The sequence below is a fragment of the Nonomuraea glycinis genome, assembly GCF_035920485.1.
Lineage (GTDB): Bacteria > Actinomycetota > Actinomycetes > Streptosporangiales > Streptosporangiaceae > Nonomuraea > Nonomuraea glycinis.
Genome location: NZ_CP109166.1, coordinates 7,267,410 through 7,294,366, shown reverse-complemented (window position 1 = coordinate 7,294,366; position 26,957 = coordinate 7,267,410). Strand labels below are relative to the sequence as shown.

General features: G+C 72.3%; 27 protein-coding genes. 20 read left to right on the top strand and 7 right to left on the bottom strand.

The genetic code is table 11. The annotated features are described in order from the left end of the window. Positions 1–86 precede the first annotated feature (86 nt). Both OHA68_RS34155 and OHA68_RS34150 read left to right on the top strand, forming a co-directional pair. Positions 87–743 (top strand): response regulator transcription factor, encoded by a 657-nt coding sequence (locus OHA68_RS34155; RefSeq protein WP_189139178.1) that lies wholly within the window; start codon positions 87–89, stop codon positions 741–743. Continuing rightward, positions 740–1,906 carry a sensor histidine kinase gene (locus OHA68_RS34150; RefSeq protein ID WP_327103924.1) on the top strand — a complete coding sequence of 389 codons (1,167 nt, stop codon included), beginning with the start codon at positions 740–742 and terminating at the stop codon, positions 1,904–1,906. Before OHA68_RS34155 ends, OHA68_RS34150 begins: the two co-directional genes overlap by 4 nt. On the opposite strand, the gene OHA68_RS34145 is transcribed toward OHA68_RS34150, so the two are convergent. Beyond that, entirely contained in the window at positions 1,883–4,927 is a 3,045-nt protein-coding gene (locus OHA68_RS34145; protein WP_327103923.1) for an NACHT domain-containing protein, read from the bottom strand. The genes OHA68_RS34150 and OHA68_RS34145 overlap by 24 nt on opposite strands. A gap of 140 nt (positions 4,928–5,067) precedes the next feature. Between OHA68_RS34145 and OHA68_RS34140 the strand changes: the two genes are divergently transcribed. Further along, on the top strand, positions 5,068–5,706 hold the full coding sequence (locus OHA68_RS34140; RefSeq protein WP_327103922.1) for a nucleotidyltransferase domain-containing protein: 639 nt from the start codon (positions 5,068–5,070) through the stop codon (positions 5,704–5,706). Then, on the top strand, positions 5,703–6,491 hold the full coding sequence (locus tag OHA68_RS34135) for a nucleotidyltransferase domain-containing protein (RefSeq protein WP_327103921.1): 789 nt from the start codon (positions 5,703–5,705) through the stop codon (positions 6,489–6,491). The genes OHA68_RS34140 and OHA68_RS34135 overlap by 4 nt, the downstream gene beginning before the upstream one ends. Here the strand turns inward: OHA68_RS34135 and OHA68_RS34130 are convergent. Further along, positions 6,443–7,369 carry a GNAT family N-acetyltransferase gene (locus tag OHA68_RS34130; RefSeq protein ID WP_327103920.1) on the bottom strand — a complete coding sequence of 309 codons (927 nt, stop codon included), beginning with the start codon at positions 7,367–7,369 and terminating at the stop codon, positions 6,443–6,445. The genes OHA68_RS34135 and OHA68_RS34130 overlap by 49 nt on opposite strands. A 139-nt stretch (positions 7,370–7,508) precedes the next feature. On the opposite strand from OHA68_RS34130, the gene OHA68_RS34125 reads away from it, so the two are divergent. After that, on the top strand, positions 7,509–8,489 hold the full coding sequence (locus tag OHA68_RS34125) for a hypothetical protein (protein ID WP_327103919.1): 981 nt from the start codon (positions 7,509–7,511) through the stop codon (positions 8,487–8,489). A 26-nt stretch (positions 8,490–8,515) separates the two neighbouring features. Further along, positions 8,516–9,040: a hypothetical protein gene (locus OHA68_RS34120; protein WP_327103918.1), complete on the top strand. Its 525-nt coding sequence runs from the start codon at positions 8,516–8,518 to the stop codon at positions 9,038–9,040. A gap of 83 nt (positions 9,041–9,123) precedes the next feature. On the opposite strand, the gene OHA68_RS34115 is transcribed toward OHA68_RS34120, so the two are convergent. Next, complete coding sequence (locus OHA68_RS34115) at positions 9,124–9,918, bottom strand: class I SAM-dependent methyltransferase (protein WP_327103917.1); 795 nt, start codon at positions 9,916–9,918, stop codon at positions 9,124–9,126. A gap of 143 nt (positions 9,919–10,061) precedes the next feature. On the opposite strand from OHA68_RS34115, the gene OHA68_RS34110 reads away from it, so the two are divergent. Genes OHA68_RS34110 through OHA68_RS34100 form a run of 3 tightly spaced genes read left to right on the top strand, consistent with a single transcriptional unit; the run spans position 10,062 to position 11,561 of the window. After that, positions 10,062–10,478: a CBS domain-containing protein gene (locus OHA68_RS34110; protein WP_327103916.1), complete on the top strand. Its 417-nt coding sequence runs from the start codon at positions 10,062–10,064 to the stop codon at positions 10,476–10,478. A gap of 9 nt (positions 10,479–10,487) precedes the next feature. Further along, positions 10,488–10,835 carry an MmcQ/YjbR family DNA-binding protein gene (locus OHA68_RS34105; protein WP_327103915.1) on the top strand — a complete coding sequence of 116 codons (348 nt, stop codon included), beginning with the start codon at positions 10,488–10,490 and terminating at the stop codon, positions 10,833–10,835. A 39-nt stretch (positions 10,836–10,874) separates the two neighbouring features. Continuing rightward, a complete protein-coding gene (locus OHA68_RS34100) occupies positions 10,875–11,561 on the top strand; it encodes a B3/B4 domain-containing protein (protein ID WP_327103914.1) in 687 nt (228 codons plus the stop codon). 27 nt (positions 11,562–11,588) lie between these two features. Here the strand turns inward: OHA68_RS34100 and OHA68_RS34095 are convergent, their stop codons facing one another. Then, positions 11,589–12,527, bottom strand: coding sequence for a hypothetical protein (locus OHA68_RS34095; protein ID WP_327103913.1), 939 nt, complete (start codon positions 12,525–12,527; stop codon positions 11,589–11,591). Positions 12,528–12,614: 87 nt separating this feature from the next. Here OHA68_RS34095 and OHA68_RS34090 point away from each other — a divergent pair, with 87 nt between their 5' ends. The 8 genes from OHA68_RS34090 to ptsP all read left to right on the top strand — a co-directional run bounded on the left by OHA68_RS34090 (position 12,615) and on the right by ptsP (position 19,600). Next, complete coding sequence (locus OHA68_RS34090) at positions 12,615–13,376, top strand: DeoR/GlpR family DNA-binding transcription regulator (RefSeq protein ID WP_189139191.1); 762 nt, start codon at positions 12,615–12,617, stop codon at positions 13,374–13,376. A 97-nt stretch (positions 13,377–13,473) separates the two neighbouring features. Next, positions 13,474–14,532 (top strand): 1-phosphofructokinase, encoded by a 1,059-nt coding sequence (pfkB, locus tag OHA68_RS34085; RefSeq protein WP_327103912.1) that lies wholly within the window; start codon positions 13,474–13,476, stop codon positions 14,530–14,532. Positions 14,533–14,573: 41 nt separating this feature from the next. Beyond that, the gene (mtlA, locus tag OHA68_RS34080; protein WP_189139193.1) at positions 14,574–15,809 is read left to right on the top strand and encodes a PTS mannitol transporter subunit IICB; all 1,236 of its coding nucleotides are present in this window, start codon (positions 14,574–14,576) and stop codon (positions 15,807–15,809) included. 3 nt (positions 15,810–15,812) lie between these two features. Continuing rightward, the gene (locus tag OHA68_RS34075) at positions 15,813–16,121 is read left to right on the top strand and encodes a PTS lactose transporter subunit IIB (RefSeq protein WP_189139194.1); all 309 of its coding nucleotides are present in this window, start codon (positions 15,813–15,815) and stop codon (positions 16,119–16,121) included. Beyond that, a complete protein-coding gene (locus OHA68_RS34070) occupies positions 16,114–16,542 on the top strand; it encodes a PTS sugar transporter subunit IIA (RefSeq protein ID WP_189139195.1) in 429 nt (142 codons plus the stop codon). Before OHA68_RS34075 ends, OHA68_RS34070 begins: the two co-directional genes overlap by 8 nt. Beyond that, a complete protein-coding gene (locus OHA68_RS34065; RefSeq protein WP_327103911.1) occupies positions 16,539–17,543 on the top strand; it encodes a zinc-binding dehydrogenase in 1,005 nt (334 codons plus the stop codon). The genes OHA68_RS34070 and OHA68_RS34065 overlap by 4 nt, the downstream gene beginning before the upstream one ends. A gap of 10 nt (positions 17,544–17,553) precedes the next feature. Then, the gene (locus OHA68_RS34060; RefSeq protein WP_189139197.1) at positions 17,554–17,838 is read left to right on the top strand and encodes an HPr family phosphocarrier protein; all 285 of its coding nucleotides are present in this window, start codon (positions 17,554–17,556) and stop codon (positions 17,836–17,838) included. Further along, positions 17,831–19,600, top strand: a complete 1,770-nt coding sequence (gene ptsP, locus OHA68_RS34055; RefSeq protein ID WP_327103910.1) for a phosphoenolpyruvate--protein phosphotransferase — start codon at positions 17,831–17,833, stop codon at positions 19,598–19,600. Before OHA68_RS34060 ends, ptsP begins: the two co-directional genes overlap by 8 nt. A gap of 3 nt (positions 19,601–19,603) precedes the next feature. Here the strand turns inward: ptsP and OHA68_RS34050 are convergent, their stop codons facing one another. Next, complete coding sequence (locus tag OHA68_RS34050) at positions 19,604–22,102, bottom strand: ATP-dependent Clp protease ATP-binding subunit (protein WP_407674376.1); 2,499 nt, start codon at positions 22,100–22,102, stop codon at positions 19,604–19,606. A gap of 121 nt (positions 22,103–22,223) precedes the next feature. Further along, positions 22,224–23,660 carry a serine hydrolase domain-containing protein gene (locus OHA68_RS34045; protein WP_327103908.1) on the bottom strand — a complete coding sequence of 479 codons (1,437 nt, stop codon included), beginning with the start codon at positions 23,658–23,660 and terminating at the stop codon, positions 22,224–22,226. Positions 23,661–23,806: 146 nt separating this feature from the next. Between OHA68_RS34045 and OHA68_RS34040 the strand changes: the two genes are divergently transcribed. Together OHA68_RS34040 and OHA68_RS34035 are read left to right on the top strand one after the other, a co-directional pair. Continuing rightward, a complete protein-coding gene (locus OHA68_RS34040) occupies positions 23,807–24,919 on the top strand; it encodes a sensor histidine kinase (protein WP_327103907.1) in 1,113 nt (370 codons plus the stop codon). Continuing rightward, positions 24,910–25,554, top strand: coding sequence for a response regulator transcription factor (locus OHA68_RS34035; RefSeq protein WP_327103906.1), 645 nt, complete (start codon positions 24,910–24,912; stop codon positions 25,552–25,554). The genes OHA68_RS34040 and OHA68_RS34035 overlap by 10 nt, the downstream gene beginning before the upstream one ends. Before the next feature lie 6 nt (positions 25,555–25,560). Here the strand turns inward: OHA68_RS34035 and OHA68_RS34030 are convergent, their stop codons facing one another. Beyond that, positions 25,561–26,202, bottom strand: coding sequence for an SDR family oxidoreductase (locus OHA68_RS34030; RefSeq protein WP_327103905.1), 642 nt, complete (start codon positions 26,200–26,202; stop codon positions 25,561–25,563). Positions 26,203–26,225: 23 nt separating this feature from the next. On the opposite strand from OHA68_RS34030, the gene OHA68_RS34025 reads away from it, so the two are divergent. Next, positions 26,226–26,918, top strand: a complete 693-nt coding sequence (locus OHA68_RS34025) for an HAD family hydrolase (protein ID WP_327103904.1) — start codon at positions 26,226–26,228, stop codon at positions 26,916–26,918. Positions 26,919–26,957 lie beyond the last annotated feature (39 nt).

The following is a 26,957-nucleotide window of genomic DNA, read 5'->3' as shown; positions in this document are numbered from 1 at the left end:
TAACGCCCGTGTCACCGAATCTGGTTATGCCCGCGTTATTCCCCTACCGTCACACTGATCGTCATTTATTGATCTTTGGGGGCATCGTGCGTGTTTTGATCGCCGAGGACGAGCGGATGCTCGCCGACTCGATCGCGGAGGGCCTGCGGCATGAGGCGCTCGCCGTCGACGTCGCCTACGACGGGGAGGCGGCGCTCGAACGGCTCGGCGTGCACGACTACGACGTGCTGGTTCTCGACCGGGACCTGCCGCTGCTGCACGGCGACGAGGTGTGCCGGACGGTGGTGGACCGGGGCTGGCTGGTCCGGGTGCTCATGCTGACCGCCGCCGGTGACGTGCGGGCGCGGGTGGCGGGGCTGTCGCTCGGGGCCGACGACTACCTGCCGAAGCCGTTCGCGTTCGAGGAGCTGGTGGCCCGGGTGCACGCGCTCGGGCGCAGGGCCAGGCGGGCGGACCCGCCCATGCTGGAGCGGGCCGGCGTGCGGCTCGACTGGGCGCACCGGCAGGTCTTCCGGGACGGGCGGTACGTGCCGCTCGCGCGTAAGGAGTTCGGGGTGCTGGCGGAGCTGCTGCGTGCGCAGGGGGCGGTCGTCTCGGCCGAGGAGCTGTTGGAGAAGGTATGGGACGAGCACATCGACCCGTTCACCAACACGGTGCGGACCACGATGACCAAGCTGCGCAAGAAGCTCGGCCCGCCGCAGGTCATCGAGACCCTGCCGGGCGCGGGATACCGCATCCCATGAGCATCCGCCTGCGTTTCGCCGTGGCCTGCGCCGGGGTGGTCCTGGTGCTCGGCGGCCTGGCCCTGACGGGCGTCTACCTCGTGGTACAGCAGAGCCTCGCGTACCGCACGGGCCTGATCACCCCGAACTACATCGTCGTGGACAACCAACGGAGCTTCAACCGGTATGACGACCTCTATGAGGTCGCCCGAGACCGGGTGATGCAGGTTCAGGCCGTCTACAAGCGTGACACGCTGGCCAACGTGCGCACTGTTGGTGCGCTCCTGGTGCTGGCCGCCGCGGGCGGGGGGTTCGGCCTGGGCTGGCGGGCCGCCGGCTGGGTGCTGCGGCCGGTCGCGACCGTCACCGAGACCGCGCGGCGGGTCGCGCAGAGCCACGACCTGACCGAGCGGATCGGCTACGAGGGCCCGAAGGACGAGGTGCGGGAGCTGACCGGCATCTTCGACACCATGCTCGGCCGCCTCGCCCGCTCCTTCGACGGGCAGCGGCGCTTCGTCGCCAACGCCTCGCACGAACTGCGCACACCGCTGACGATCAACCGGACGCTGGTGGACGTGGCGGTGCGGCGGCCGGACGCGACCGACGACGTCAAACGGCTCGGTGAGTCGCTGCTGCTGGTCAACGCACGGCACGAGCGGCTCATCGACGGGCTGCTCGCGCTGACCGAGGGCGAGCAGACGGTGCTGGACCGCCGCCCGTTCGACCTGACCGACGTGGCCGAGCACGTGCTGGACCAGGCGGCCGAGGAGGCGGCGGAGCACGAGGTGGTGATCCACCGACTGCTGGACGCCGCGCCGACCGCCGGGGAGGCGGTGCTGGTGGAGCGGCTGGTACAGAATCTGGTGGAGAACGCGATCCGGCACAACCACCCCAAGGGCGAGTTGTGGGTGACGACCCGGCAACGCGGTGAGCAGGTGGAGCTGGTCGTGGCCAACACCGGGCTGCAGGTTCCGTCGTACGAGATCGAGACGATTTTCGAGCCGTTCCGGCGGCTGCACGGCGACCGGCTCCGCTCCGACCGGGGCAGCGGTCTCGGCCTGTCGATCGTTCGGGTGATCGCCGAAGCGCACGGCGGCACGGTGATCGCCAGGCCGCGGGAGGAGGGCGGGCTGACCATCACGGTCGAACTGCCCGTCTCTCTAGGGGCTGTGGATCTTGCGTAGGACATCCTCAGGGATGCCTGCCTTGACCAGGCTTTCCCAGCTTTCGAAGCGTTCGGCGATCATCGACTCCACGAGAGGGCGGAGCAGCGCGTGGCCGGTGCCGCCGTGCAGGAGGTCGCTGAGGATGCGGCCGCGGTCGGCGAAGGGCAGTGCGGTGCCGTCCAGGGTGACCGCGTGCGCGATGAGGCCCAGCAGCCGGCCGTTGGCGGGGGCGCCGGGCGCGGTGACGGCGGCGATCGTGTCCAGGTAGAGGGCGACGCGCTCGCCGGCGGCGCCGGGCTCGCGGGTGAGGAGCTCGTGGACGAGGCGGGCGCCGCTGGCCACCTCGCCGGACGGGCGCAGGACGAGAGGGAGATCCGCCTCGTCCGCCAGCAGGTCGGCGAGCAGGTCGGTGTCGACGTTGAGCAGGTAGGGGCGTTCGGCCAGCGCCCTGGTGCGGTGGCGCAGCAGCGTGGCCTGGCGGCGCGGCCGATGGTCGAACCACCAGCTCAGGCCGGTCGGCTCGGGAGCTTGCCCGGCTCCGCCCAGCAGGATGTCCCGTTCGCCGCCCGTTGACACCCGGTGCGCGGGCAGGGCGGCGAGCAGGCCGGCCCAGCCGTCGTCGCCGAGCTGGCTGCGCCACAGGTGCGCGAAGGAGGTCCAGCGGGCCAGGGGGTCGGGGTCGCGCAGCAGCTCCGAGACGCGTACCGGCTCGGTGGCGGCGGCGACGCGGAGCAGGGTGAGGTTCGCCGAGTAGGCGGCCAGCCGGCGCGTCACCGGGTGGCGGACCGGCTCGAAGCCGGTGAAGGAGCGCCGCCGCCGCTCGTGCAGCGACTCGCGCAGCAGCGTGCCGAGCAGCTCGCCGGCCCGGGCGCGCAGCTCGGCGGGCAGGGCGGCCATGAGTTCGACGGCGAAGCCGACCGTCGGCCCCCGCTCGGCCAGGCAGGAGAACGAGATCACCGCGTGGAGAAGGTCGTCGTCGAGGTCCTGGGCGGGGGCGGCGGCCAGCTCACTCTCGATCAGGTCGTGCCTTCTGACGAGTTCGCGCACCGCGTGCACGGCCAGCCAGCCGACGAGGAACTCGGCGAAGGTGACGTGCAGGAACTCGTAGCAGCGCACCCGGTCGGCAGGCGGTCCGGTCTCGGTTCTGTGCACGAAGAAGAAGCGCCGGGTGGCTCGCCGCGCCCAGCCGTCGGCGTCGCCGTGCGCCTGCCCGCACAGCGCGGCCAGGTCCCGGTCGAGCGCCGCCTCGGTGGCGACCGCCCGGCCGCGCGCGAACATCGACAGCGCCACCACCCCGAGCTGCACCAGCTCCCGGTCCACCAGCGCGCGCAGGCGGGCGGGCGACAGGTCCGCGGCGGCGGCGTCCTTGGCCACCTCGCGCTGGGCGAAGTCCCTGATGAGCGACTCGTAGAGCTGGGCGCGGCCGATGGGCGGCCCGTCGCGCCGTACCGTGTTGCCGGTGGCGTCGTAGAGCGCCATCAGGAGCAGGAGCAGCGGCTGGGTGGCGAGCTCGCCCTGGGCGAGCGCCACCTCGGCGGTCAGCGGGGTGCGGTCGTGCCTGGCCAGGACGGCGCGGTTGGTCTGGTCCCAGATGTCCAGCCAGCGCCGCACCTGGTCCTCCTCGAACGGCCGCAGTTGCAGGGCGAGCACGCCTTCGGGGAACCTGACCTGGTCGGCCACGACGGTGCGGCCGGTGACGATCACGGCGACGGGCCGTCCCGCGCGGTACTGCCCGAGCTGGAACTCCTGGATCTGCTCCAGGTAGTCGTACCTGCTGGCGTGCGCGGCCTGGATCAGCTCGTCGAACCCGTCGAGCATGATCACGGGCAGCGCCCCGTCCCCCGTGCCCACCAGGTCCTCCAGGCGCGCCTCCTCGCCGAGCACGTTGCGCAGGCCCTGGTCGATCTGGGACGGGACGGCGGAGTCGGCCGCCACGTCGCCGAGCTCGACCCTGATCGGCAGGAACTCCGAGCCGGCCAGTCGCGCGGCGAGCACCTCGGTCAGCTTGGTCTTGCCCGAGCCGGGCTCGCCGAGCAGGACGAGCGGCGCCTGGGTGGCGGACAGGGAGGTGAGGTGCCCGACCAGGAACGCCTCGGCGTCGGGGAGTTCGCGCCGGCCCTCCCACCAGCTCTTGGCGGCGGGCGTGGCCTCGCGCGTCATCTCCGCGACCCGGCAGCGAGGGCTGATGTAGCCCTCGCCGAGCAGCGGCAGCGTGACGTCCTCGGGCGCCGTGCCACCGGCCATGACCGGCAGGTCCAGGGCGGTGGCGGCCAGCCGTACCAGGTGGATCATCGGCCGGTCGCCGACGCGGGGCGGGGCCAGCTCGGCCAGCAGCCGCGCCACTCTGGACAGGCCGGTGCCCAGCGGCTGCGGCTCGGTGACCAGGCTCCACATGCCGAATTCGGGGCTGTCCACGCTGAGCAGCCGGTAGTCCTCGTCGTAGATCCGTAACGCCTGGGTGGCCGGTCCGTCGTCCAGCAGGATGGGCAGGCGGGTGCGGTCCCCGGCCGACAGTTCTCCCCATACCGGGAGCCCTCGGGCGTAGGTGGTCAGGGCCTGCGACATCCGCTCATAGACCTGCCGTACGGCCTGCCTGGTCTCGGCGTAGGGCCGGTGCGGCTCCGGCATCGGCAGCGGCGCCAGCAGCAGGCTCTCCACCAGGGCCGCGAACTTCTCCGCCGGTTCGCTGCCGGGATGACGGACGTGGTCGAGCCGGTCCAGTTCGACGGGCAGCCTGGCCTCACCGAGCGCCTCGAAGTACGCCGACACGACGAGCACGGCGTGCGTCGCGGCCAGCCGCCGGGTGCGGGTGAACCGGTTGCCGCCCCTCCCCCGCCGGCCGCTGCGCCGTACCACGTCCTCGGTGTAGCCGACGATGTCGCTGCGCAGGTCGAGCAGGCCCGTCGCGGGCCGCGCGACGCCGGCCCTGGCCCAGCCGGTCCGTGCCACGGTCGCGGCGAAGTCGGTGAGCTCGACCAGCCTGCTCTGCTCGCAGCCGAGAATGGCGAGCGCGTCGGCATAGCGCAGGATGTCCGTCATAGGCGTCTCCTGGGGGTACGTGAGGGTCCCATCATGACGCCGTTCCCGCCGTTTTTGGAGCGTTCTCGGCTAGTACGGGCGATCAGGCAGGGTCCGTTAGGGTTTGGCGCGGGAGATCATGACCAGGGAGGTGAACGATCATGGAGGACGATCTGATCCTCTCGGTGGTGGCGGGCTCGCGCGCCTACGGGCTCGACACGGCGGACTCCGACACCGACCGGCGGGGCGTGTTCGTGGCGCCGACCGAGGACTTCTGGCGCCTGGACAAACCGGTCACACACCGGGACGGGCCGCTGCCCGAGCAGTTCTCGTGGGAGGTCGAGCGGTTCTGCCGGCTGGCCCTGGAGGCGAACCCGACGGTGCTGGAGTGTCTGTGGTCGCCGATCGTGGACGTGTGCACCCCGGAAGGGCAGCGGCTGCGGGACCTGCGGGGCGCGTTCCTGTCGCGGCGCGCCCACCGGACGTTCACCGGGTACGCCGACGCGCAGTTCCGCCGGCTGGACCCGGCCGCGCCGAAGTGGAAGCAGGCCATGCACCTGATCAGGCTGCTGCTCAGCGGCCTGCACCTCGTCCGCCACGGCGACCTGCTGCTCCAGGTGGGCCCGTACCGCGACCGCCTGCTGGCCGTCCGGCGGGGTGAGGTGCCGTGGGAGCGGGTGACCGCCTGGCGGGCCGAGCTGACCGCGGAGCTGGCCGGCGCGCGATCCGTACTGCCCGAGCAGCCGGACCGCGGCGCGGTGGAGGAGTTTCTCATCGACGTGCGCAGGGAGCATCTGTGAGACTGCCCGACTGGCTGCCGGAGATCCCCGGCGAGCAGCCACATCCGCTCGCCTTCGCGACGGTGAGCGGCGCCCACCTGTACGGCTTCCCGTCCGCGGACTCCGACGTGGACCTGCGCGGCGTGCACGTGCTGCCGGTCGAGCAGGTCGTCGGACTGACCGTCGGCCCGCAGACGCTCGACCGGACCTGGACCCGTGACGGGGTGGAGGTGGACCTGGTCACGCACGACCTGGCCAAGTTCTGCCGGCTGCTGCTGAACCGTAACGGCTATGTCCTGGAGCAGCTGCTGTCGCCGCTGGTCGTGACGTCGTCGCCGGCGCACGAGGAGTTGGCGGCGCTGGCCCCCCGATGCCTGACCCGGCACCACGCCCACCACTATCTGGGGTTCGCGCGCACCCAGTGGCGCCTGTACGAGCGGACCGGTGAGCTCAAGCCGCTGCTCTACACCTTCCGGGTGCTGGCCACCGGCATCCACCTGATGCGGACCGGCGCGCTCGAAGCCGACCTGACCAGGCTGTACGCGTACGGTCCCGGGTATCTGCCGGAGCTGGTGGCCGCCAAGCGGGAGGCCGAGCACGGCGCCGCGCCGCCGATCCCCCAGGCGGCCGGGGACGTGGCGCGGCTGACGGCGGAGCTGGAGGCGGCGCGGGACGCCTCGTCGCTTCCCGAGGCGGGCGGCGCCCACCAGGCCGTGCACGAGCTGGTCGTACGGACGCGCCTGGCGGGCGCCGGGATTCAGGCGGGATCGGCCGACAGCACCAGCCGCACCGCGAACACCCGGTAGCCGGCGCGTTCGAACGCCCTGGCCATCGGGAGGTTGGTGGCGTCGGTGTCGGCGGCGATCCGCTGCGCGCCCAGCTCGGCGTGGCAGCGGGTGATCTCGCCGAGCAGGTCGTCGACGTAGCCGTGGCCGCGCTGTTCGGGCAGCACGCCCAGGTAGCCGACGACGGGCCCGGCGTTGTTGGCCGACGGCATGGCGAAGCCCGCCAGGTCGCCGTCCGGGGTGTGGGCCAGCCGCCACCAGGACCTGTCGCCCGGCATGCTCAGGTAGTCGGCGAGGTCCTCACGGGCCTGCGCCTCGGCGTCCTTGGTGACCAGGGCCTGGCGGGTGTGGTGGTCGAGGCTGCCTTCGGCGACCCGGCGGAACACCTCGACGAACGCCTCGTCGTCGGGCTCCGCCCTGAACGTCAGCCTGCCCGACGGCTCGGGCACCGGGACGTCCGGCGTCCAGGCGTACCGCAGGCGTTCGAGCTCGTCGGTCAGCCCGGCGCGGCGGCCCGCCTCCCACCGCCAGCCGACGGCGGCGACGACCGTGGGGAGGTCGCGCCAGCCGGCCGGCACGAACACGTGGTAGGCGGGGGCGTCGCCGAAGGCGTCGTGGGCGTGCCGCAGCAGCTCGGCGGCCAGCGCCACCCGGTCTTCGACCGAGGGGTGCACGTACAGGCAGTCGAGGGCGAGCGGCCGGTCGCCGGGGAAGCCCCACCAGACGGCGCGGGCGAGGATCTCACCGTCCTGCTCGGCGATCCAGACGCGCTCGTGGCGGTAGTGGCCGTCGGCCAGGAAGGAGCGCAACCGGTCAGGGCCGGCCCAGCTGATGGGTTCGTCGACGGTGCAGTGGAGCAGGCGGTCGAGGTCAGCCTCGACCGTGGAGCGGAAAAGCACGATTCCTCCAGAAGAACGCGGGACGCGTCCATGGACCACGGGACATCTCAGCGCCTCCTTTCCATCGACTTTTCGGGCTACTTTCTGGTGCTGCGCTGACTTTAACCCAATGTGACGGGAGTTCCGACAGGATAAGAGCGTGGGCACCTACAACGACATGCTTCCCCTCCAGCCGCCGCTCCGGCTTCCGCCGGACGACGAGCTGGCCGATGCCGTCCGCGTCACCCCGCTCGCGGCCGAGATCATGCGCCGGGAAGAGGCTGGCGATCCCCGGGCGAACGCCGAGATGGCCGCCGCGCTGCGCGACGGACCGGCCGAGCTGACCCTGCGGACCTGGTCGGAGGTCTGTCGTGCGCTGCTCGCCCCCGAGGAGGCGCTGCTGCTGGAGGTGGTCCGGCTGTTCCTCGGCAGCGACCCCGCCGAGGGCGACTCCCCCGACGTGCTCGCCAGCCTCGGCCTGGTGCGGGTCAAGGGGCCGTACGAGCTGACGCCGCTCGGCCTGTGGATCGGCAGGCAGGTGCTCGCGGAGGCGGCGGGGCAGGAGGTGCCCGTCATGGGCTCCCTGGCGGGCCAGGATGCCGCCGCGCTGCTGCACGGTCTGCGCTCCTACCCGCAGGGCGAGCGTGACGAGGAGCTGGCGGGCTGGCTGGAGGGCCGGGAGCCCACGCAGGCGGCGGCCGAGATCGCGGCCGCGCTCGGCAAGGCGAGCCCGCTGGGCCGGGCGGTCGGGGTGGAGCTGCTGGCCACCCGGTTGGGCGAGGACGGCCGCAAGGCGCTCGACGGGCTGCTGGACGAGCCCAGGGTGGGCGCGGTGATCTCCGCCCGGCTGGAGCGCGAGGGCCACGACCCGGCGCCGACGGACCTCGCCTGGGTGCTGGTGGACATGGCGGCGGCGCTGCTGGAGTTCGGCAGCGACACCAGCGAGATCATCGAGTCGCTGGCCGCCGGCAAGGACGCCGACGAGCAGGCACGCACCGTCGCGCTGCTCGCGCTGGGTGACCATCCCGGCACGGAGCTGGTGCTGCGGGTGTTCATCGAGCACCATCCGGACAGCCATGTCTCGGCCGCCGCCCGTAAGGCGCTGCGCCGCCTGCACGGCCTGGCCGACGCGCGCCGGTAGAGTCGCGCGCCGGTAGAGTCGGCGCGATGACGAAGCACACGATCACCCGGCAGACCAGCACCATCCTCGGCGACGGCTACGGCTGTTCCTGCGGCACGCGGCTGGTGCACCGCATGGCCGCCGAGCTGCACGCGGCCGAGCAGCAGTTGTGCTCGGCCTGCCTCGGCACCGTCGAGGAGGAGGTGGCCCCCGGGGTGGCGCGCGAGTGCTCGGCCTGCGCCGGCACCGGCCGCCGCCGCGAGCAGCTGATCTGGCAGCTCGCGCACGCCGAGGCCGAGCAGGTGATCACGATGACCCTGGTACGCGGCGTGGTGGCGGACTTCGACGGGCCGTTCCACCTGTCGGAGGTCGCCGACACGGTCAGGGACGGGCTCGGCCTGCCCGGCGGGCGGCTGCCGGTCGGGCCCCGGGTGCGCGACCTGCTGCTGGAGCTGCAGGCCAACGGCGAGATCGCGATGCTGTCGGCGCCGGACGAGCTGCTCGACGCCACCGCGAACGTGGTCCTCTACCGCGACCCGCAGTGGCAGCGCACCGGCACCCTGGGACTCTGACCGGCGAGGCTCGACACTCACGCGAGGGCTCCGGCTGGGCTCGGCGCACCGGCACTGAGGCTCTGACCGGCGGGGTCTGGCGGTCAGGTGCGGCAGAGGATCTCGCCGTGCAGGATCGACAGCCAGCCGTCGTCCGTCTCGGCCCACTCCAGCCATCCCCGTGAGATGCGCCGCAGGTCGTCCTCGGTGGCGGCGCCGGTGGCCAGGGCCTGCTCCGCCAGGGCGGAACCGAGGATGCGCTCCGCCCACATGCCGCCCCACCAGGCCCTGTCGTCGGGGCTGGCGAAGCACCAGGTGGACGAGGTGGCGGTGACCTCCTCGAACCCGGCCGCGCGGGCCCACGACAACAGCCGCCGCCCGGCGTCCGGCTCGCCGCCGTTGGCGCGCGCCAGCTTCTGGTAGAGCGTCATCCATTCCGCCAGCGCCGGCAGCGCCGGATACCAGGTGAAGGCGGTGTAGTCGCTGTCGCGCGCCGCCACGAGCCCGCCCGGCTTCGTCACCCGCCGCATCTCCCGCAGCGCCTGTACGGGATCGCCGACGTGCTGCAGCACCTGGTGGGCGTGCACGACGTCGAAGGAGGCGTCGGGGAAGTCCAGGTGGTGCACGTCCGCGACGGCGAAGTCGACGTTGTCCAGGCCGCCGGCCTCGATCTCGGTGCGGGCGAGTGCCAGCGCCTGCTCGGTCACCTCGGACGCCGTGACCCGCGCCACCCGGCGGGCCAGGTCGGCGGTGATGGTGCCCGGCCCGCTGCCCACGTCGAGCAGGCTCATCTCCGGCCGGAGGTGCGGCAGCAGGTAGGCGGCCGAGTTGGCGGCGGTGCGCCACCGGTGCGAGCGCAGCACCGACGCGTGGTGACCATGGGTGTAGACGGCGTCCATCGAGACTCCCTCGGTTCGATCGATGCCTGAACGCTAACATCATCTCGCATTCTAAGAAATAATGTCTCATTATAAGAGACAGGTGAGTTATCGGCATATCGGGTAGCAGGTGGGCTCCAGCGCCAGCGACGAACGGAGTCCTCATGGCCAGGACCGTGGCAGATGTGATGACCACCCACCCCGCGGCCGTCGAGTGCGACCAGCCGGTGAAGGTAGCCGCCGCGCTCATGCGCGACAACGACACCGGCGCGATCATCGTCAACGAGAACGGCCGCATGCGGGGCATCGTGACCGACCGCGACATCGCGGTGCGGTGCGTCGCCGACGACAAGGGCCCCGACACGCCGGTACGGGAGGCGTGCTCGACCAGCGTCGAGGCCATCGGCCCCGACACCAGCGTCGACCAGGCCGTCAAGCTGATGCGCAGCCACCATGTGCGCCGTCTCCCCGTCGTGGAGGACGGCCGCCCGGTGGGCATCGTCAGTTTGGGCGACCTGGTCATGGAGCGGGAGCCGGACTCCGCGCTCGCCGACATCTCCGCCGCGGAGGCCACCCGTTAGGGTGGCCTCGTGGTCACAGTCGAGGACGTACGGCGGCTCGCGGCGACCTTTCCGCGTTCGTCGGAGCATCTGATCCGCGACCGGGTCAAGTTCCGCGTGGGCGCCATCGTCTACCTGGCGTTCTCCCGCGACGAGACGCTGATGGGCTTCGCCTTCCCGAAGGAGGAACGGGCCGCCCTGGTCGCCGCCGAGCCCGAGACGTTCCTGCTCCCGCCGGAGTCCGACATGCGCTTCAACTGGGTGATGGCGCGGATGGCCGTGCTGGACCCGGAGGAGATGCGCGAGCTGGTCGTGGAGGCCTGGCGGATGGTGGTGCCGAAGAAGGTTTACGCCGCCTACCTGGCCGGATCCCGCTAGGGTGAGCACGCATCGGAGCGGACGGCCAGGAGTGACCACATGTACTTCCAGCATTCCAGCGACATCTGGCGGGACTTCCCCGACCTGGCGGCCGGCGCGCTCCTGGCCGACGGCATCACCGGTGACGTGGACCCCGCCATCGCCGGTTACCACGCGACCGCGAGGTCCCGGCTGACCGGCGGGCCGGAGTCCGAGCTGCCGGAGATCCGGGCCTGGCGGCGGACCTTCTCCGCGATGGGCCTCAAACCCACCCAATACCGATGCGCTGCCGAGTCGCTGCTCCGGCGCTTCAAGAAAGACGGGACGCTGCCCCGGATCCATCCGCTGATCGATGTCTGCAACGCGATCTCGCTCGCGTTCGCGATCCCGGTGGCCGTGTTCGACCTGTCCCAGGTCACCGGGTTCCTGGAAGTCCGGCGCGCCTCAGGCGAGGAGGACTATCTCACCTTCGGCGGCGAGATCGAGCACCCGGAGGCCCACGAGGTGGTCTTCGCCGACGGCGCCGGGCGAGCGCACGCCCGGCGCTGGTCCAACCGGCAGAGCGGCCTGTCGGCCGTGCGCGACACGACGAGCTCGGTCCTGATCGTCGCCGAGGCGCTGCACGCCACGGCGGCCGACGACGTCCGCGCGCTCATGTCCGCACTCGCCGACGACCTGAAGACCCTCTGGTCCACCACCCCGAAGACCGCCCTGCTGACCCCACACTCCCCGCGCCTGGAGTGGTGAAGGCCGAGCTGCCGGGCGCGTGGTGGGTCAGGTGACGCTGCGGTAGAGGCCCTTGGCCAGGGTGGTGATCCGGCGTACTGAGCTGCTCCAGGTGCTGCCCGCGGGGTGCGTGGTGAGCAGCGCCATGACGTACCGCTCGTCCTTGCCCACCAGCCCGGTCGTATAGAGGACGGGCCGTCCGAGGTCGGGGACTCCCGTGCCGGCGGATCGCAGCGCGACCGTGGAGATCGACGCGCCCGAGGCGCGGGCGTCGCACTTGACCGGGGGCACGGTGCCGAACCCGGACCAGCCCTGCTTGACCGCACGCGGGCCGGGCACTCCCTGGGGGATGCCGAAGGTCTGGTCGAAGCCGTCGCTGCCGCACGGGGTGGCCTTGCGCAGGTGGCCGAGGATGGTGTCGCGGACGCGCGGCTGCGCGGTGTCCAGCAGGTAGCGGTAGGTGCGGACGATGTCGTGGGCGCTCAGTGACGCGTAGCCCCAGAACCCCGGGTGGGTGGCGGGCGGCGGCGCGGTGTCGGACAGGCGTAGCTTGCGCGCCATCCTGGTGATGATCGCGCCCTTGCCGCCCCGGTTCCAGAACGCCGTCGCGGCGGCGTCGTCGCTCTCCCGGAGCATGACCCTGAGCAGCCGGGCGTCGGCGGCCGAGAGCGAGGCGCGTTTGTCCAGGAAGTCGATCGCGATCAGGATCTTGATCACCGAGGCGGAGCGGAACTTGCGGTGCGCGTGCCGGGTCGCCACGAGTTTGCCGGCCCTGCGGTCGTAGACGAGCCACGAGGCCGTGGTGCCGGGTGGCACCTGGGGCGGCTTGGCCGTACGAGACGCACTGGCGGAGGACACGCCCGGCGCGAGCGCGCTGGACGCGGGCGCGCTGGTCGTCGCGGACGCGGGAACCGCTGTGAGGCCCGCGATGCAGCCCGTTGCGAGGGGTACGGCTGCCGCCACGGCGGCCCACGGCTTCATTCGCATCGGACATACCTATCAGACTCTTGACGAACCACAGAAACAGTACTAAACACAGAGGAAACCAAACGGAAACGGCGGTGAATCAACATCATGTACGCCGAGGAACGGCAGCAGGAGATCCTCCGCAGAGCGCGTGCAGCGGGCCGCGTGGACGTGGTGTCGCTGGCGGCCGAGCTCGACGTGACCACCGAGACCATCCGCCGTGATCTCACCGCGCTGGAGCGGGCGGGAGTGCTGCGCAGGGTGCACGGCGGCGCCATCCCCGTGGAGCGGCTCGGGTTCGAGCCCGCGCTGGCCACCCGCGACGAGGTGCTGACCGCCGAGAAGGAGCGCATCGCCAAGGCGGCGCTCGCCGAGCTGCCCGAGGACGGGTCCGTGATCATCGACGCGGGCACGACCACGGGCCGCCTGGTGGGGGTGCTGCCGGCCGACCGCGAGCTCACCGTGGTGGTGAACTCGCCGCCGCTGGCCACCGTGCTGGCCGCGCGCGCCAACCTCAACGTCATCATGCTGGGCGGCCGGGTCCGGGGCAGGACGCTGGCGACGGTGGACGACTGGGCGTTGCAACCACTGGCGCAGCTCCACGTGGACGTGGCGTTCATCGCGACCAACGGCTGCTCGGCGGAGAAGGGGCTGACCACGCCCGACCCCGCCGAGGCGGCGATCAAGCGGGCGATGGTGCGTGCCGCCCAGCGCAGCGTGCTGCTCGCCGATCACACCAAATTCACCAACACCTACCTGGCCCAGTTCGCGTCGCTGAGCGAGATCGACCTCGTGATCACCGACACCGGCCTGGACCTCACCCTCGCCGCCGACCTGTCGGCGGCCGGCCCGGAGGTGGTACGGGCATGACCCCCTTGACGACCTCGCACGACGGCCCGGAAGCAGTACGGGCATGGCCCCTCTCGACGACGATTGCGTACGGCGGCCGTACCGAAGGGTGGCGGTCGTGATCCTCACGCTGACGCTCAATCCGAGCCTGGACCGTACGATCGAGATCGCCTCGCTGACCAGGGGTGCCGTCATCCGTGCCGCGACCGCCCGGCTGGATCCCGGCGGCAAGGGCGTCAACGTCTCGCGGGCGCTGCTGGCCAACTCGGTCGCCTCACGGGCGGTCGTGCCGTTCGGCGGCGACGAGGGCAGGCAGCTGGTGCACCTGCTCTGGCAGCAGGGCCTGGACATGGTGACCGTCCCAGTGGCGGGGCGGACCAGGTCCAACGTCACCCTGGCGGAGCCGGACGGAACCGTCACCAAGATCAACGAGCCGGGCACCGCGCTGTCCCCCGCCGAGCTCGACACCATCGCCGACACCGTGCTGGCCGAGGCGCACGAGGCCGACTGGGTGGTGGCCTCGGGCAGCCTGCCCCCCGAGGTCCCCGCCGACGTCTACGCCAGGCTCTGCCGGAGGTTCGCCGGCGCGGGCATCCACGTCGCGGTCGACACCAGCGGCCCGGCGCTGGCCAGCGCGCTCGACGCGGGCCCCGCCCTGGTCAAACCCAACCTGGAGGAGCTCGCGGGGGTCACCGGCCGGCCGATCCTGTGCGTCGGCGACGTGGTGGAGGCCGCGGTCCGGCTCCGCGCCGCCGGCGCGCGCACCGTGCTGGCCAGCCTCGGCGCCGACGGCGCCGTCCTGGTCGAGGAGCAGGGCATCTGGTACGGCGAGGCCACGGTGACCGAGCCGCGCAGCTCGGTCGGCGCGGGGGACGCCATGCTGGCCGGGTTCCTCGCCGGGGGTGCGCGCGGCGAGGCGGCCCTGGTCGAGGCCCTCGCCTGGGGCGCGGCGGCGGTCCGCCTGCCCGGCAGCCGGATGCCGGGGCCGGGCGACATCAGGCGCGACGGCGTACGCACCGGCAGACCCGACCCGGCCCGGCTGCTCACCTCCGCCGTCTGGTCCGAAGCCGCCGACCCGAACCCCGCCGGCCGAAGCCTCACCGGCCCGGATCACCTTGGCCCGGCGGGGGCGGGCCTGGGCGAGCCGGGTCACCATCCTCCACCGGCGTCCCGCTGATCACAGGAGCGCCTGCTCACCCCCCTGAAGGAGCATGTCCAATGGCCGACACCTACACTCCCAAGGTCCAAGGGACCGGCATCAAGGCCACGATCCAGCGGATCGGCGGTCACCTAGCGGGCATGATCATGCCGAACATCGGCGCGTTCATCGCCTGGGGCCTGATCACCGCGCTGTTCATCCCCACCGGCTGGCTGCCGAACGCCACGCTGGCCGCGATGGTGGGCCCGATCATCACGATGCTGCTGCCCATCCTCATCGCCTACACCGGCGGCCGGATGGTGCACGGGCAGCGGGGCGCCGTGGTCGGCGCCGTCGCCGTCATGGGCGTCGTGGTGGGCGCCGACATTCCGATGTTCCTCGGCGCCATGATCATCGGCCCGCTGGCCGCCCTGGTCATGAAATATGTGGACAAGTTCACTGAGGAGCGGACCAAGTCCGGGTTCGAGATGCTGGTGGACAACTTCACCGCCGGCATCGTCGGCGGCGTCATGGCCATCGCGGGCATGTTCGCCATCGGCCCGATCGTCCAGGGCATCACCACGGCGGCCAGCGGTGCGGTCGGCTGGCTGATCGACAACGGCCTGCTCCCCTTCGTCTCCATACTGATCGAGCCCGCCAAGGTGCTGTTCCTGAACAACGCCATCAACCACGGCGTGTTCGGCCCGATCGGCGTCACCGAGGCGGCGCAGACCGGCAAGTCGATCATGTTCATGCTGGAGTCGAACCCCGGCCCCGGCCTCGGCCTGCTGCTGGCCTTCCTGTTCTTCGGCCCGCGGGCGCTGCGGCCCAGCACCCCCGCCGCGATGATCATCCACTTCTTCGGCGGCATCCACGAGATGTACTTCCCGTATGTGCTGATGAAGCCGCGCCTCATCCTTGCCATGATCGCGGGCGGCGCCTCCGGCGTGGCGACCTTCATGATCACCGGTGCGGGCCTGGTGGCGACGCCGTCGCCGGGCAGCATCTTCGCCTACATCGCGGTGACGCCGCGTGGCGGCTGGCTGGGCATGATCGCCGGCATTCTCATCGCCACGGCCGTGACCTTCGTCGTCGCGGCGGTCCTCATGGGCTTCGGCAGGGGCGAGAAGGAGGTCCCGGCCGACGGCCCGGCGTCCGGCACCGCGCCGGAGCCGGCCGAGGACGCCGCGCAGGCCCAGCCGAGCGAGCAGGCCGAGCCCGCCCGCGCCGAGGCTCAGGAGGCGGAGCGCGCCGAGGCGCACAAGCCGGAGCAGACGCCGCAACCGCACCCCCGAACCATCGCCAAGGAGGCGTGAGTCATGCCGAGCATCGACAGCAAGGACATCCACAAGATCATCGTGGCCTGCGACGCGGGTATGGGCAGCAGCGTGATGCTCGCCACCCAGCTCCGCAAGCAGCTCAAGTCCACCGGCGTCACCGTGGAGCACACCCCGGTCAACGACATCCCGGCCGACGCCGACGTGGTGCTGTGCCACACCGGCCTCGCCGCCAGGGCCAGGGTCTCCGCTCCCGGCAAGGTGCTGGTGCCGTTCCAGATCTTCCTCGGCGACCCGGCCGTGACCAAGCTGATCGCCACGATCAAGAACGGCGGCACCGTAGATGCGTGACGACCTGCTCGACCCACGCGGCGTGCTGCTGCACGAGAGCGCGGGCAGCCGGGAGGAGGCCATCCGCCGGTGCGGGCGCGCCCTGGTCGACGTGGGCGCCGTCGCGGAGCCGTACATCGAGGCCATGCTCGAACGCGAGCGGTCCATCTCCACCTATGTCGGCGAGGGGGTGGCCATTCCGCACGGCACCGCCGCCTCCAAGGAGGACGTCAAGCGGGACGCGATCTGCGTGGTGCGCTTCCCCGACGGGGTGGACTGGGACGGCGATCAGGTCACGGTCTGCGTCGGCATCGCGGCCAAGAACGACGGGCACGTGCCGCTGCTGGCCGCGCTGGCGGAGATCCTGCTCGACCCCGACCGGGCCAGGACGCTGCGTGAGGCCACCGAGGTCCATCAGGTGACAAAGGAGTTGACGTCGTGAAGGTCGCCAGATTCCACGCGCCGGGCGATATCCGGGTGGAGGACGCTCCGGAGCCCGAGGCGGGTCCGGGCGAGCTGAAGATCCGGGTGCGTAACTGCTCGACCTGCGGGACCGACGCGAAGATCTTCAAGTTCGGGCACCACCACATCCGGCCGCCCCGGGTGATGGGGCACGAGATCGCCGGCGAGGTGGTCGGCACCGGCGAACGGGTGCAGGTGATCGCCGCGATCCCGTGCGGGACGTGCGCGGAGTGCGCCAGGGGACGCCTGACCGTCTGCCCGAACCAGGAGTCGATGGGCTATCACTACGACGGCGGCTTCGCCGAGTACATGATCGTCCCGGCCAAGGTGCTCGCCGTGAACGGGGTCAACACGATCCCGGGCGGGGTGAGCTTCGCCGAGGCGTCCGTGGCCGAGCCGCTCGCCTGCGTGCTCAACGGGCAGGCCCTGGCCCGGGTGGGCAAGGGCGACGACGTGGTGGTGATGGGCGCCGGCCCGATCGGCTGCCTGCACGTCCGGCTGGCGCGGGCGCGCGGCGCGGCCCGCGTGTTCCTGGTGGACGTGAACGCCGAACGGCTGGCGATGGCGGCCGACCTGGTGCATCCGGACGCCGCCATCGACACCGACCCGGTCGAGACGGTGCTCAAGCTGACCGGCGGGCGCGGCGCCGACGTGGTCATCACCGCGGCGGCGGCCGGCGCGGCGCAGGAGCAGGCGGTGCTGATGGCCGCCAGGCAGGCCCGCATCAGCTTCTTCGGCGGGCTGCCCAAGGACGACCCGTTCATCAGGCTGGACTCCAACCTGGTGCACTACCGGGAGCTGACCATCGTCGGCGCGAACGGCTCCAGCCCCGCGCACAACGCCGAGGCGCTCCGCCTGATCGCGGAGGGCGCCGTGCCGGTGGCCGACCTGATCACGCACCGGCTCCCGCTGTCCCAGGTGCTCGACGGGATCGATCTCGTCAGCCGGGGCGCGGCCATCAAGGTCACGATCGAACCCTGAGGAGGTTCCGATGCCAGCAAGGACGGTGGCCGTCGCGTCGGCCAGTGGGCTGCACGCCCGCCCTGCCAAGCTCTTCGTCCAGGAGGCCGCGCGGCTGGGGGTGCCCGTACGGATCCGGGTGGGTGACGGCAAGGCGGTTCCGGCCAACAGCATGCTCGGCGTGCTGTCGCTGGGCGCGGTGCACGGCACCGAGGTGACCCTGGAGTCCGACGCGCCGGACGCGGAGGAGGCGCTCGACGCCCTGGCCGGGCTGCTCTCCCGCGACCTGGACGCGGAAGAGGCCCTCGATGCCTGACGAGGTGGTCCCGGCGGCCGGCGCTCCCGAGCCGCCCGCCGCCGGCTCCGCCACCCCGGGCGCCGGCCCGGCGCCGGGCGGTTCCACTGGCGTGGGCGTCAGCCCGGCGCCGGGCGGTTTCACCGGGCTGGGCGTCAGTCCGGGGCGGGCGGCCGGGCCGGTGATGCGGATGGCCGGGCCGCCGGTGCTGCCCGCGGCGCGGCCCGTGGCCGACGCCGGGGCGGAGATCGCGGTGGTGGGCAAGGCTCTGGAGGCGGTGGCCGCCGACCTGCGGCACCGCTCCGCCGCCGCGCGGGACCGCACCTCCGGCGGCGGCACCGGCGGCTCCGGTGCTGACGGCCCCGGGAAGACCGGCGGCTCCGGTGGGGACGACGCGGCCGAGATTTTGGACGCGCTCGCCATGATGGCCGACGACCCGATGCTGCGGGAGGAGGCCGAGCAGGGCGTGCGGGACGGGCTCGACGCCGCGCACGCGCTGGACGCGGCGTTCAACCGGCATCGGGAGGCGCTGGCGGCGCTCGGCGGCTATCTGGGTGAGCGGGCCGCCGACCTGGACGACCTCAAGCACCGGGCGGTGGCCGACGCGCTGGGCGTGCCGATGCCCGGCCTGCCGTCGCCGGGGCACCCGTACGTGCTGGTCGCCGAGGACCTCTCCCCCGCCGACACGGCGGGCCTGGGCGCCGACGTGCTGGCGCTGGTGACGGAGAAGGGCGGCCCGACCAGCCACACCGCGATCCTGGCGCGCGGCCGCGGGCTGCCCGCGGTGGTCGCGTGCGCGGGCATCACCGAACTGCCGGACGGTACGTACATCTCCGTGAACGGTGTCAGCGGCGAGATCGCCGTCGGCGTCACCGTGGCGGAGGCCGCGCGCATCCTGGAGGAGGAGAGCAGGGAGCGGGCGAGGCTGGCCGCGACCAGCGGGCCGGGCAGGACCGCCGACGGCCACCCGGTCAAGCTGCTGCTCAACATCGGCTCGGCCGCCGACCTGCGGCCGGGCGCGGAGGGCGTCGGCCTGTTCCGGACGGAGTTCCTCTTCCTGGACCGCAAGCAGGCGCCGTCGTTCGAGGAGCAGGTGGCCGCCTACGCCGAGGTGTTCAGGCAGGCCGAGCAGGTCGTCGTGCGCACCCTGGACGCGGGCACCGACAAGCCGCTGCCGTTCCTCGGCCTCCCGCCTGAGCACAATCCGGCGCTCGGCATCCGCGGCCTGCGGGTGGACCGCCTCCTGCCGGAGGTGCTGGACACCCAGCTCGACGCCATCGCCGAGGCGGCCCGCGCGACCGGCGCGGACGCGTGGGTGATGGCGCCGATGGTCACCACCCGCGCCGAGGCCGCCGACTTCGCCCGCCGCGCCCGCGCCCGGGGCATCGGCCGGGTGGGCGTGATGGTGGAGGTCCCCGCCGCCGCGCTCCAGGCGGACCGGCTGCTGGCGGAGGTCGACTTCCTCAGCATCGGCACCAACGACCTCAGCCAGTACACCTTCGCGGCGGACCGCCAGCATCCCGGCCTGGCCGATCTGCTCGACCCGGCGCAGCCCGCCCTGCTGCGGCTGGTCGGCGCCTGCGCGCAGGCGGGTCGCGCGGCGGGCAAGCCGGTCGGCGTGTGCGGCGAGGCGGCCGGTGATCCGGTGCTCGCGCCGGTGCTGGCCGGGCTCGGTGTCACCAGCCTGTCCATGGCTCCGGTCTGCGTCCCCGCCGTCCGCGACGCGCTGGCCCGGCTCACCCTGGAGGAATGCCGGGAACGCGCCCGTACGGCCACCGCCTGATCGCTAGCCGACCGGCTGGGGATGGTGGGCGCGCAGGCTGAGCTCGTCGCCTTCGACGTCCACCGTCACCCGGCCGCCCTCGGTCACTTCCCCGGTCAGCACCATCGTCGACAGCCGGTTGTCCAGCTCGCGCTGGATGGTGCGGCGCAGCGGCCGGGCGCCGAACTCCGGCTGGTGGCCGCGTGCCACCAGCCAGTCCTTGGCTGCGTCGCTCACCTCCAGTGTCACGTCCTGCCCGCGCAGCCGCTGCCGGGTCTTCTCCAGCAGCAGGTCGACGATCTGCCGGAGTTGCTCCCGCTCCAGGCGCTTGAACACGATGGTCTCGTCGATGCGGTTGAGCAGCTCGGGGCGCATCGAATGGCGCAGCAGGTCCATGAGCTGCTCGCGTGGCACGTCGCCGGGTGCGTCCAGGATCAGCTGGGCGCCGATGTTGCTGGTCATGATGATGATCGCGTTGCTGAAGTCGACGGTGCGGCCCTGACCGTCGGTGAGGCGGCCGGCGTCGAGCATCTGCAGCAGGATGTTCGTCACGTCCGGGTGCGCCTTCTCGACCTCGTCGAGCAGGATCACGCCGTGCGGGCGGCGGCGGACGGCCTCGGTGAGCTGCCCGGCCTCCTCGTAGCCGACGTAGCCGGGAGGCGCGCCGATGAGCCGGGAGACGGTGTGCCGCTCCTGGAACTCGCTCATGTCGATCCGGACCATGTGGTCCTCCCCGCCGAACAGCGCGGCGGCGAGCGCCCTGGCGAGCTCCGTCTTGCCGACCCCGGTGGGGCCGAGGAACAGGAAGCTGCCGATCGGCCGGTTCGGGTCCCCCAGGCCGGCGCGGGCCCTGCGTACCGCCTCGGCGATGGCGACGACCGCCTCGTCCTGGCCGATGACCCGCTCGTGCAGGAGCTGCTCCAGCCGCATCAGCCGTTCACGCTCCCGCTGGGTGAGCTGGGTGACGGGGATGCCGGTACGGCGGGAGACGACGTGCGCGATGTCCTCCACCATCACCTGCGGCACCTCGTGGTGGCCCTGCCTGGCCCGGTCGAGCTCCGGCCGGACCTTGTCGATCATGGCGGTGATCTCCTTGGCCCGGTCGAAGTCGTCGGAGGAGATCGCCTGGTCCTTGTCGCGGCGCAGCGACTCCAGGCGCTCCTCCAGCTCGCGCACGTCGCCGGCGGGGGTCCGGGAGCGCAGCCGTACCCGGGCGGAGGCCTGGTCGATCAGGTCGATGGCCTTGTCCGGCAGGAACCGGTCGGCGATGTAGCGGGCGGACAGCGTGGCGGCGGCGTCGAGCGCCTCGTCGGTGATGCGCACCTGGTGGTGGGCCTCGTAGGCGTCCCGCAGGCCGGCCAGGATCTCGATCGTCTCCTCGACGGTCGGCTCGGCGACCAGAATCGGCTGGAGGCGGCGCTCCAGGGCGGCGTCCTTCTCGATGTTCTTGCGGTACTCGTCGATGGTGGTGGCGGCGATGACGTGCAGCTCGCCCCGGGCCAGGGCGGGCTTGAGGATGTTGGCGGCGTCCATGCCGCCTTCGGCGGAGCCGGCGCCCACCAGGGTGTGCACCTCGTCGATGAACACGATGGTCTCGTCGGCGTGCGCCCGCACCTCGTCGATGACCTGCTTGATGCGCTCCTCGAACTCGCCCCGGTACTTCGTGCCCGCCACCATCCCGGTGAGGTCGAGGGCGATCACCCGCCGGTCCTTGAGCGTGTCGGGGACGCTGCCGTTCACGATGCGCTGGGCGATGCCCTCGACGATGGCGGTCTTGCCGACGCCGGGCTCGCCGATGAGCACCGGGTTGTTCTTGGTCCGGCGCGACAGCACCTCGATGGACTGCTCGATCTCCTCCTCGCGGCCGACGACCGGATCGAGCCGCCCCTGCCTGGCCTCCTCGGTCAGGTCTCTGCCGTACTGGTCGAGCGCGGGCGTGTCACCGCCGGCCCGCTCTTCCCCCGGCGCCCGCTGTGCGGTGCCGGGTGGCTCGGCAAGCATGGCCTGCTGCACCTCGTTGGCGGAGACGCCCTGCTCCGCCAGCATGCGCCCGACGCTGGACTCGGGGTTGGCGGCCACGGCGAGCAGCAGGTGCTCGGGGCCGATGTAGGAGGACCCCAGGGCCCTGGCGACGCGCTGGGCGTCCAGGATGGCCCGTTTGGCCGCCGGGGAGAGCGTGGCCGGTGGCTCTGCGGCCTGGCCCTGCCCGGCGAGCGCGCCGATCTGGTCGCGTAGCCGGCCGATGTCCGCGCCCGCCTTGCGCAGCAGCTCTCGGGTGGGCTCCGCCTCGGTCAGCGCGCTCAGGACGTCGAGCACGTCCAGGTCCTCGGCGCCGCGCCGCCCGGCGTGCTCCAGCGCGCTGGACAGCACGTCCCTGGCCGTGGCGCTCAGCAGCTTGCCGACGTCGACCCGCTGCACGCTGGGCCTGGCCGGCGGCCAGGCGTCCACGTCGCCGAACACCCGGCCGGTCAGCTCTTCGAATCCTCTGAACGGGTCCCTGCCGAAGAACGACCCGAATGGCATGCTCGACACCTTTGTCCCCTTTCGCAAGCCTTCAGGGACCTGTTGCCGGGCACACCCCCACGTATGGCCATGCGACGGTAAAGGCTTCGACGTCTTGGATGCGGAGAGTCGCGCCTCGGCTTCATCGCCGTCGCAGCCGCGCTGCGCCCCAGAGGCGCGCGGCGACCACCGTGAGGCCCGCGGCCGCGGCCGTCACCAGCCAGAGCATGAACGTCGGGTAGAGGTAGGCCAGCTGGACCCAGCCGGCGTCGCGGCCGCGGGCCAGGATGCGATGGATCGGGGCGATCGTCGTGCACAACCCGATCGGCAGCAGGTACGGCGCCAGCCGCCAGAGCTGCCATCCCGTGCGGCGCGCGGCCCATCGCCGGGCACGTGCCGTGCCGCGTACCGCGAGCCCGATGGTCACCAGGGTCAGCAGGGCGAAGAGCACGTCGGTGGGGAGCGTTCGCTGCCCTGAGGGCGGCTGCAGGGTGCCGCCCTCGACGATGGCGACCAGGCCTGTCATGAGAGTGTGCGCGTCGGAGAAGGCCATGCCGGTGTTGGCCATGACGGCGATGCCGTGTCCCGAGCCGGGCATCAGCAGTTGGTGGGCGGTGGAGGTGAACAGGTCTCCCCCGTGCTCCAGCACCGGGGTGCCGCGTTCGGTCTTGTCGATCATCCAGCCGAGGGCGTAGTCCTGGTTCGGCCGGGAGGCGGTGCGCATCTCCTCGACGCCGTGCGGGGACAGCAGGCCCTGGAGGCCGGTGTTCTGCTTGATCAGCCATCGAGCCATGTCGTTGGCGGTGCTGAGGACCCCACCGGAGCCGTTGCCGAACCCGGTCGGCTCCGGCAGGGCGACGGCCTGGCCGAGTACGTACAGGTGGCCGCGGGCGCTGTCGGGGAGGTCGCGGTCGGTGTCGATCGTCGTGCTGTGGCGCATGCCGAGCGGCTCGAAGACGTGCGCGGCGAGGTAGGCCGCGAACGGCTGACCGCTGACCACTTCGACGAGCCGGGCGGCGACCTGGTAGTTGGTGTTGTGGTAGCTGAAGGCGGTCCCGGGATCCGCGGCGAGCCTGGCCGTGCTGAGCCGGGCCACGGCGCCTTGGAGCGTTTCCGGTTGCGGCAGGCTCTTCTCCCGGAAGGCCGAGTCGGCCATGCCGGAGGTCTGGTTCAGCAACTGCCGTACGGTGATCTGCGCGGCCCGGGGGTCGGCCATCGTGAGCTCGGGCAGGTAGCCGCGCACCGGCTGATCGAGGGCGACCTTGCCCTTCTCGGCCAGCTGCATGACGGCCAGGGCGGTGAAGGACTTGCTGACCGAGGCCACCGCCATGGGGGTGTCGGCGGTGACGGGCTCGCCGGTGGCGGTCGTGCCGTATCCGGCGGTGTGGATGACTCTGCCCTGTTGCGTGATCGCCACCGTGACGCCAGGCAGGCCCGTAGCCGCGCGGTACGCCTCGACGTAGGCGTCGACCGACGCGGGGACCGACGTGGGAACCGGCGCGGCGACCGACGCGGGGACCGACGCTGGAAGGGTGAGGGCCAGGGCGAGACAGATGGCAGCAAAGGCGGTTTTGAGCACCCGCCGAAGCTACTGAGGCCCTCTCCCCCGCACCATTGCGAGAATCCTCCGCGTTCGTTACGGGAAACCGCTATGAACGCGCAGGTGGTGTGCTGCCTAGACTGCAGGCCGTGTCAGGTCGTCGTGGTGCGCGCACCTTGGTGGGAATGTTGGCCGGAGCGGTCCTTGGCGTGGTGGAGCTGGTGTTCCTCTGCGTGGCCGGGCCGGCCCGGCTGATCCCGGCGACGCGGCCCACCTGCGACCGGATCGCGGACAAGCTGCTGGCACTCGAACGGGCACGCCTCGCCACGTGGCTGGGGCATCCGACGGCTGAGGCCGGCGGCGGCTACGGCTTTCTCGTCGTGCGCGCCGCCGCAGGACTCGTGACCGGGTACGGCGTGACCGCCGGACTGTTGCTGAGCGGCCTGCTCCTGTTCGGCGGGTCGTGGGAGCTCCTCACCGGCGCGAGCGAGTCCGTACCGTTCGACTTCCCCGGGGTGAAGGTGATCAGCAACATCGGCGTCATGGGGCTGCTGACAGGCGGGTTCCTGCTCGTGCTGACCCTGGCCGGAGCGCTTGCCGCCGGTGCCGCGGAGCGCCGGCTCGCCGACCGGCTCCTCGGGCCGAGCGGCCAGGAGCGGATGCGCCGGCGCATCGCCGTGCTGACCGCCACCAGGTCCGACATCGTCCGCGCCGTGGACGACGAGCGGCGCAGGATCGAGCGCGACCTGCACGACGGTGTCCAGCAGCGGGGGATCGCGCTGGCCATGCTGCTCGGCCGCGCTCAGCACGCTGCCGACCCGGCCAAGGCCGGTGAGCTGGTCGCCCAGGCCTACACCGAGTCACGCCGGCTCATGGACGAGCTGCGCAGCGTGGCCTGGCGGATCTACCCGACCGCGCTCGACGAGCTGGGGCTGCGTGCCGCGCTCGCGGGCATCGCCGAGCGGTCCGGGGTGCCGGTGAGCGTACGTTATGGGCTGGCCGAACGGCCCGTGTCCGAGATCGAGACCGCCCTGTACTTCGTCGTCCGCGAGGCGATCAGCAACGCGATCAAGCATGCGGGCGCACGTGACATCCTGGTCGTGGTGGATGAGGATGAGCGGACCGTGCGCGCGGCGGTCTCCGATGACGGCGCGGGTGGCGCCGACCCCTCCGGCGGAGGGCTGTCCGGGCTCGCCAGGCGCGTGCGGGCGCTGGACGGGGCGTTCACCGTCGACAGCCCGCCAGGCGGGCCCACCAGGATCGCGGCCACGCTGCCCAAGGAGGTCCCGTGCGCCTGATCCTGGCCGACGATTCGGTGCTGCTCCGCGAAGGGCTGACGCGGCTGCTCGCCGACGCCGGGCATGAGATCGCGGCCGCCGTCGGCGACGGGCAGGCGCTGCTGGAAGCCGTCGCCGAGCATCCGCCCGACGTCGCGGTGATCGACGTACGCATGCCACCGGCGCACACCGACGAGGGACTGCGCGCGGCTCTGGAGATCCGCGAGCGTCACCCTGGCGTCGGCGTGCTCGTCCTGTCCCAGTACGTGGAGAAGACCTACGCCGCCAGGCTCCTCGCCGGCGATGCCAGGGGCCTGGGCTACCTGCTCAAGGACCGCGTCACGGAGGTGGCCGACTTCCTCGACGCGCTGGAGCGGATCCGTGCGGGCGGCACGGCCTTCGATCCCGAGGTGGTCCGCCAACTGCTCACCCGTACCGTGCACGCCGATCCGCTGAGCAGGCTGAGCGCGCGCGAGACAGAGGTGCTGCGGCATCTCGCCCAGGGCTGCATCAACACGGCGATCGCCGAACGCCTGCACGTGTCGCTGAGCACGGTCGAAAAGCACATCCACTCGCTCATGGACAAGCTGGAGCTGCCGCGCGATCCCGGCTACAGCCGCCGCGTGCTGGCCATCCTGCGCTACCTCGACGACTGAGGCACGTCACCGCGTCGCGACGGCCTCGCCGATGGGGATGTCGCCGGTGACGAGCTCCAGGGTGCGGCGGCCGGCGTACGGGGTGCGCAGCAGCGCGGCGATGACGGCGGCGACGTCGTCGCGCGGCACCGAGCCCGGGGGCACCTCGGGGGCCAGCCGCACCAGGCCGATTCCCGGCTCGTCGGTGAGCCGGCCCGGCCGCAGGATCGTCCAGTCCAGGTCCCGGCTGCGCAGGTCCTCCTCGGCCTCGGTCTTGGCCCTGATGTAGGTGGCCCACACCTCGTCGCTCCCGGGGGCGGGCGGCTTGCCCGCGCCCATGCTGGAGATCTGCACGAAGGTCCGCACGCCCGCCCGCTCGGCGGCGTCGGCCAGCAGGACGGAGGCCGCCCGGTCGACGGTGTCCTTGCGCGCGACGCCGCTGCCCGGCCCGGCGCCCGCCGCGAAGACCACCGCGTCGGCGTCGCGCAGGATCTCGGCGACCTCCGCCACGCTCGACTTCTCCAGGTCGCAGAGCACGGCCTCGGCCCCGGTCGCCTCGACGTCGGCGAGGTGCGCCGGGTTGCGCACCAGGCCCGCCGCGCCCGCGCCGAGCAGCTTCGCCAGCCGCAACGCGATCTTGCCATGCCCGCCCGCGATGATGATCCTCATGGTCGCCATGGTGTCATGGAGATATGGACGACTTCCCTGAGGCACCCACTCCGGCGTTTCTCTTCGACCTGGACGGCACCTTGATCGACAGTGTCTACCAGCATGTGATCGCCTGGCGGCAGGCGCTGTCGGGGCTGGGCATCGACCTGTCGGTGTGGCGGATCCACCGGCGCATCGGCATGAGCGGCGGGCTGTTCGTGAACGCGCTGCTGCGGGAGACCGGGCTGAGGCTGACGCAGGAGCAGATCGACGCGTTGCAGTCGACGCACGCCACGGCTTACGAGCAGCAGGCGGGCTCCGTCCGGCCGCTGCCCGGCGCGGTCGAGCTGCTGACGGAGCTGACCTCGCGCGGCGTGCCCTGGGCGATCGCGACCAGCGGTTACGCGCGTACGGCCAGGCTCGCGCTGGGCCTGCTGGGGCTGCCCGAGGACGCGCCGATGGTGACCCGGGACATGGTGCGCCGGGCCAAGCCCGACCCGGACCTGTTCCTGGCCGGCGCCGCCCTGCTGCGGGTGAACCCGGCGCATGCCATGGTGGTGGGTGACAGCATCTGGGATCTGCTCGCCGCACGGAGGGCGGGCGCGCTCGGGATCGGGCTGCTGTCGGGCGGCTACGGCCGGGACGAGCTCGAACGGGCGGGCGCGTTCAGGGTCTACGCCGACCCCGCCGACATGCTGGACCGGCTCGATGAGCTGGGGGTCCGGCAGAGCGACTGATGGGAATATCCGGCCGAACCGTCCGGCTGGATCATGCGT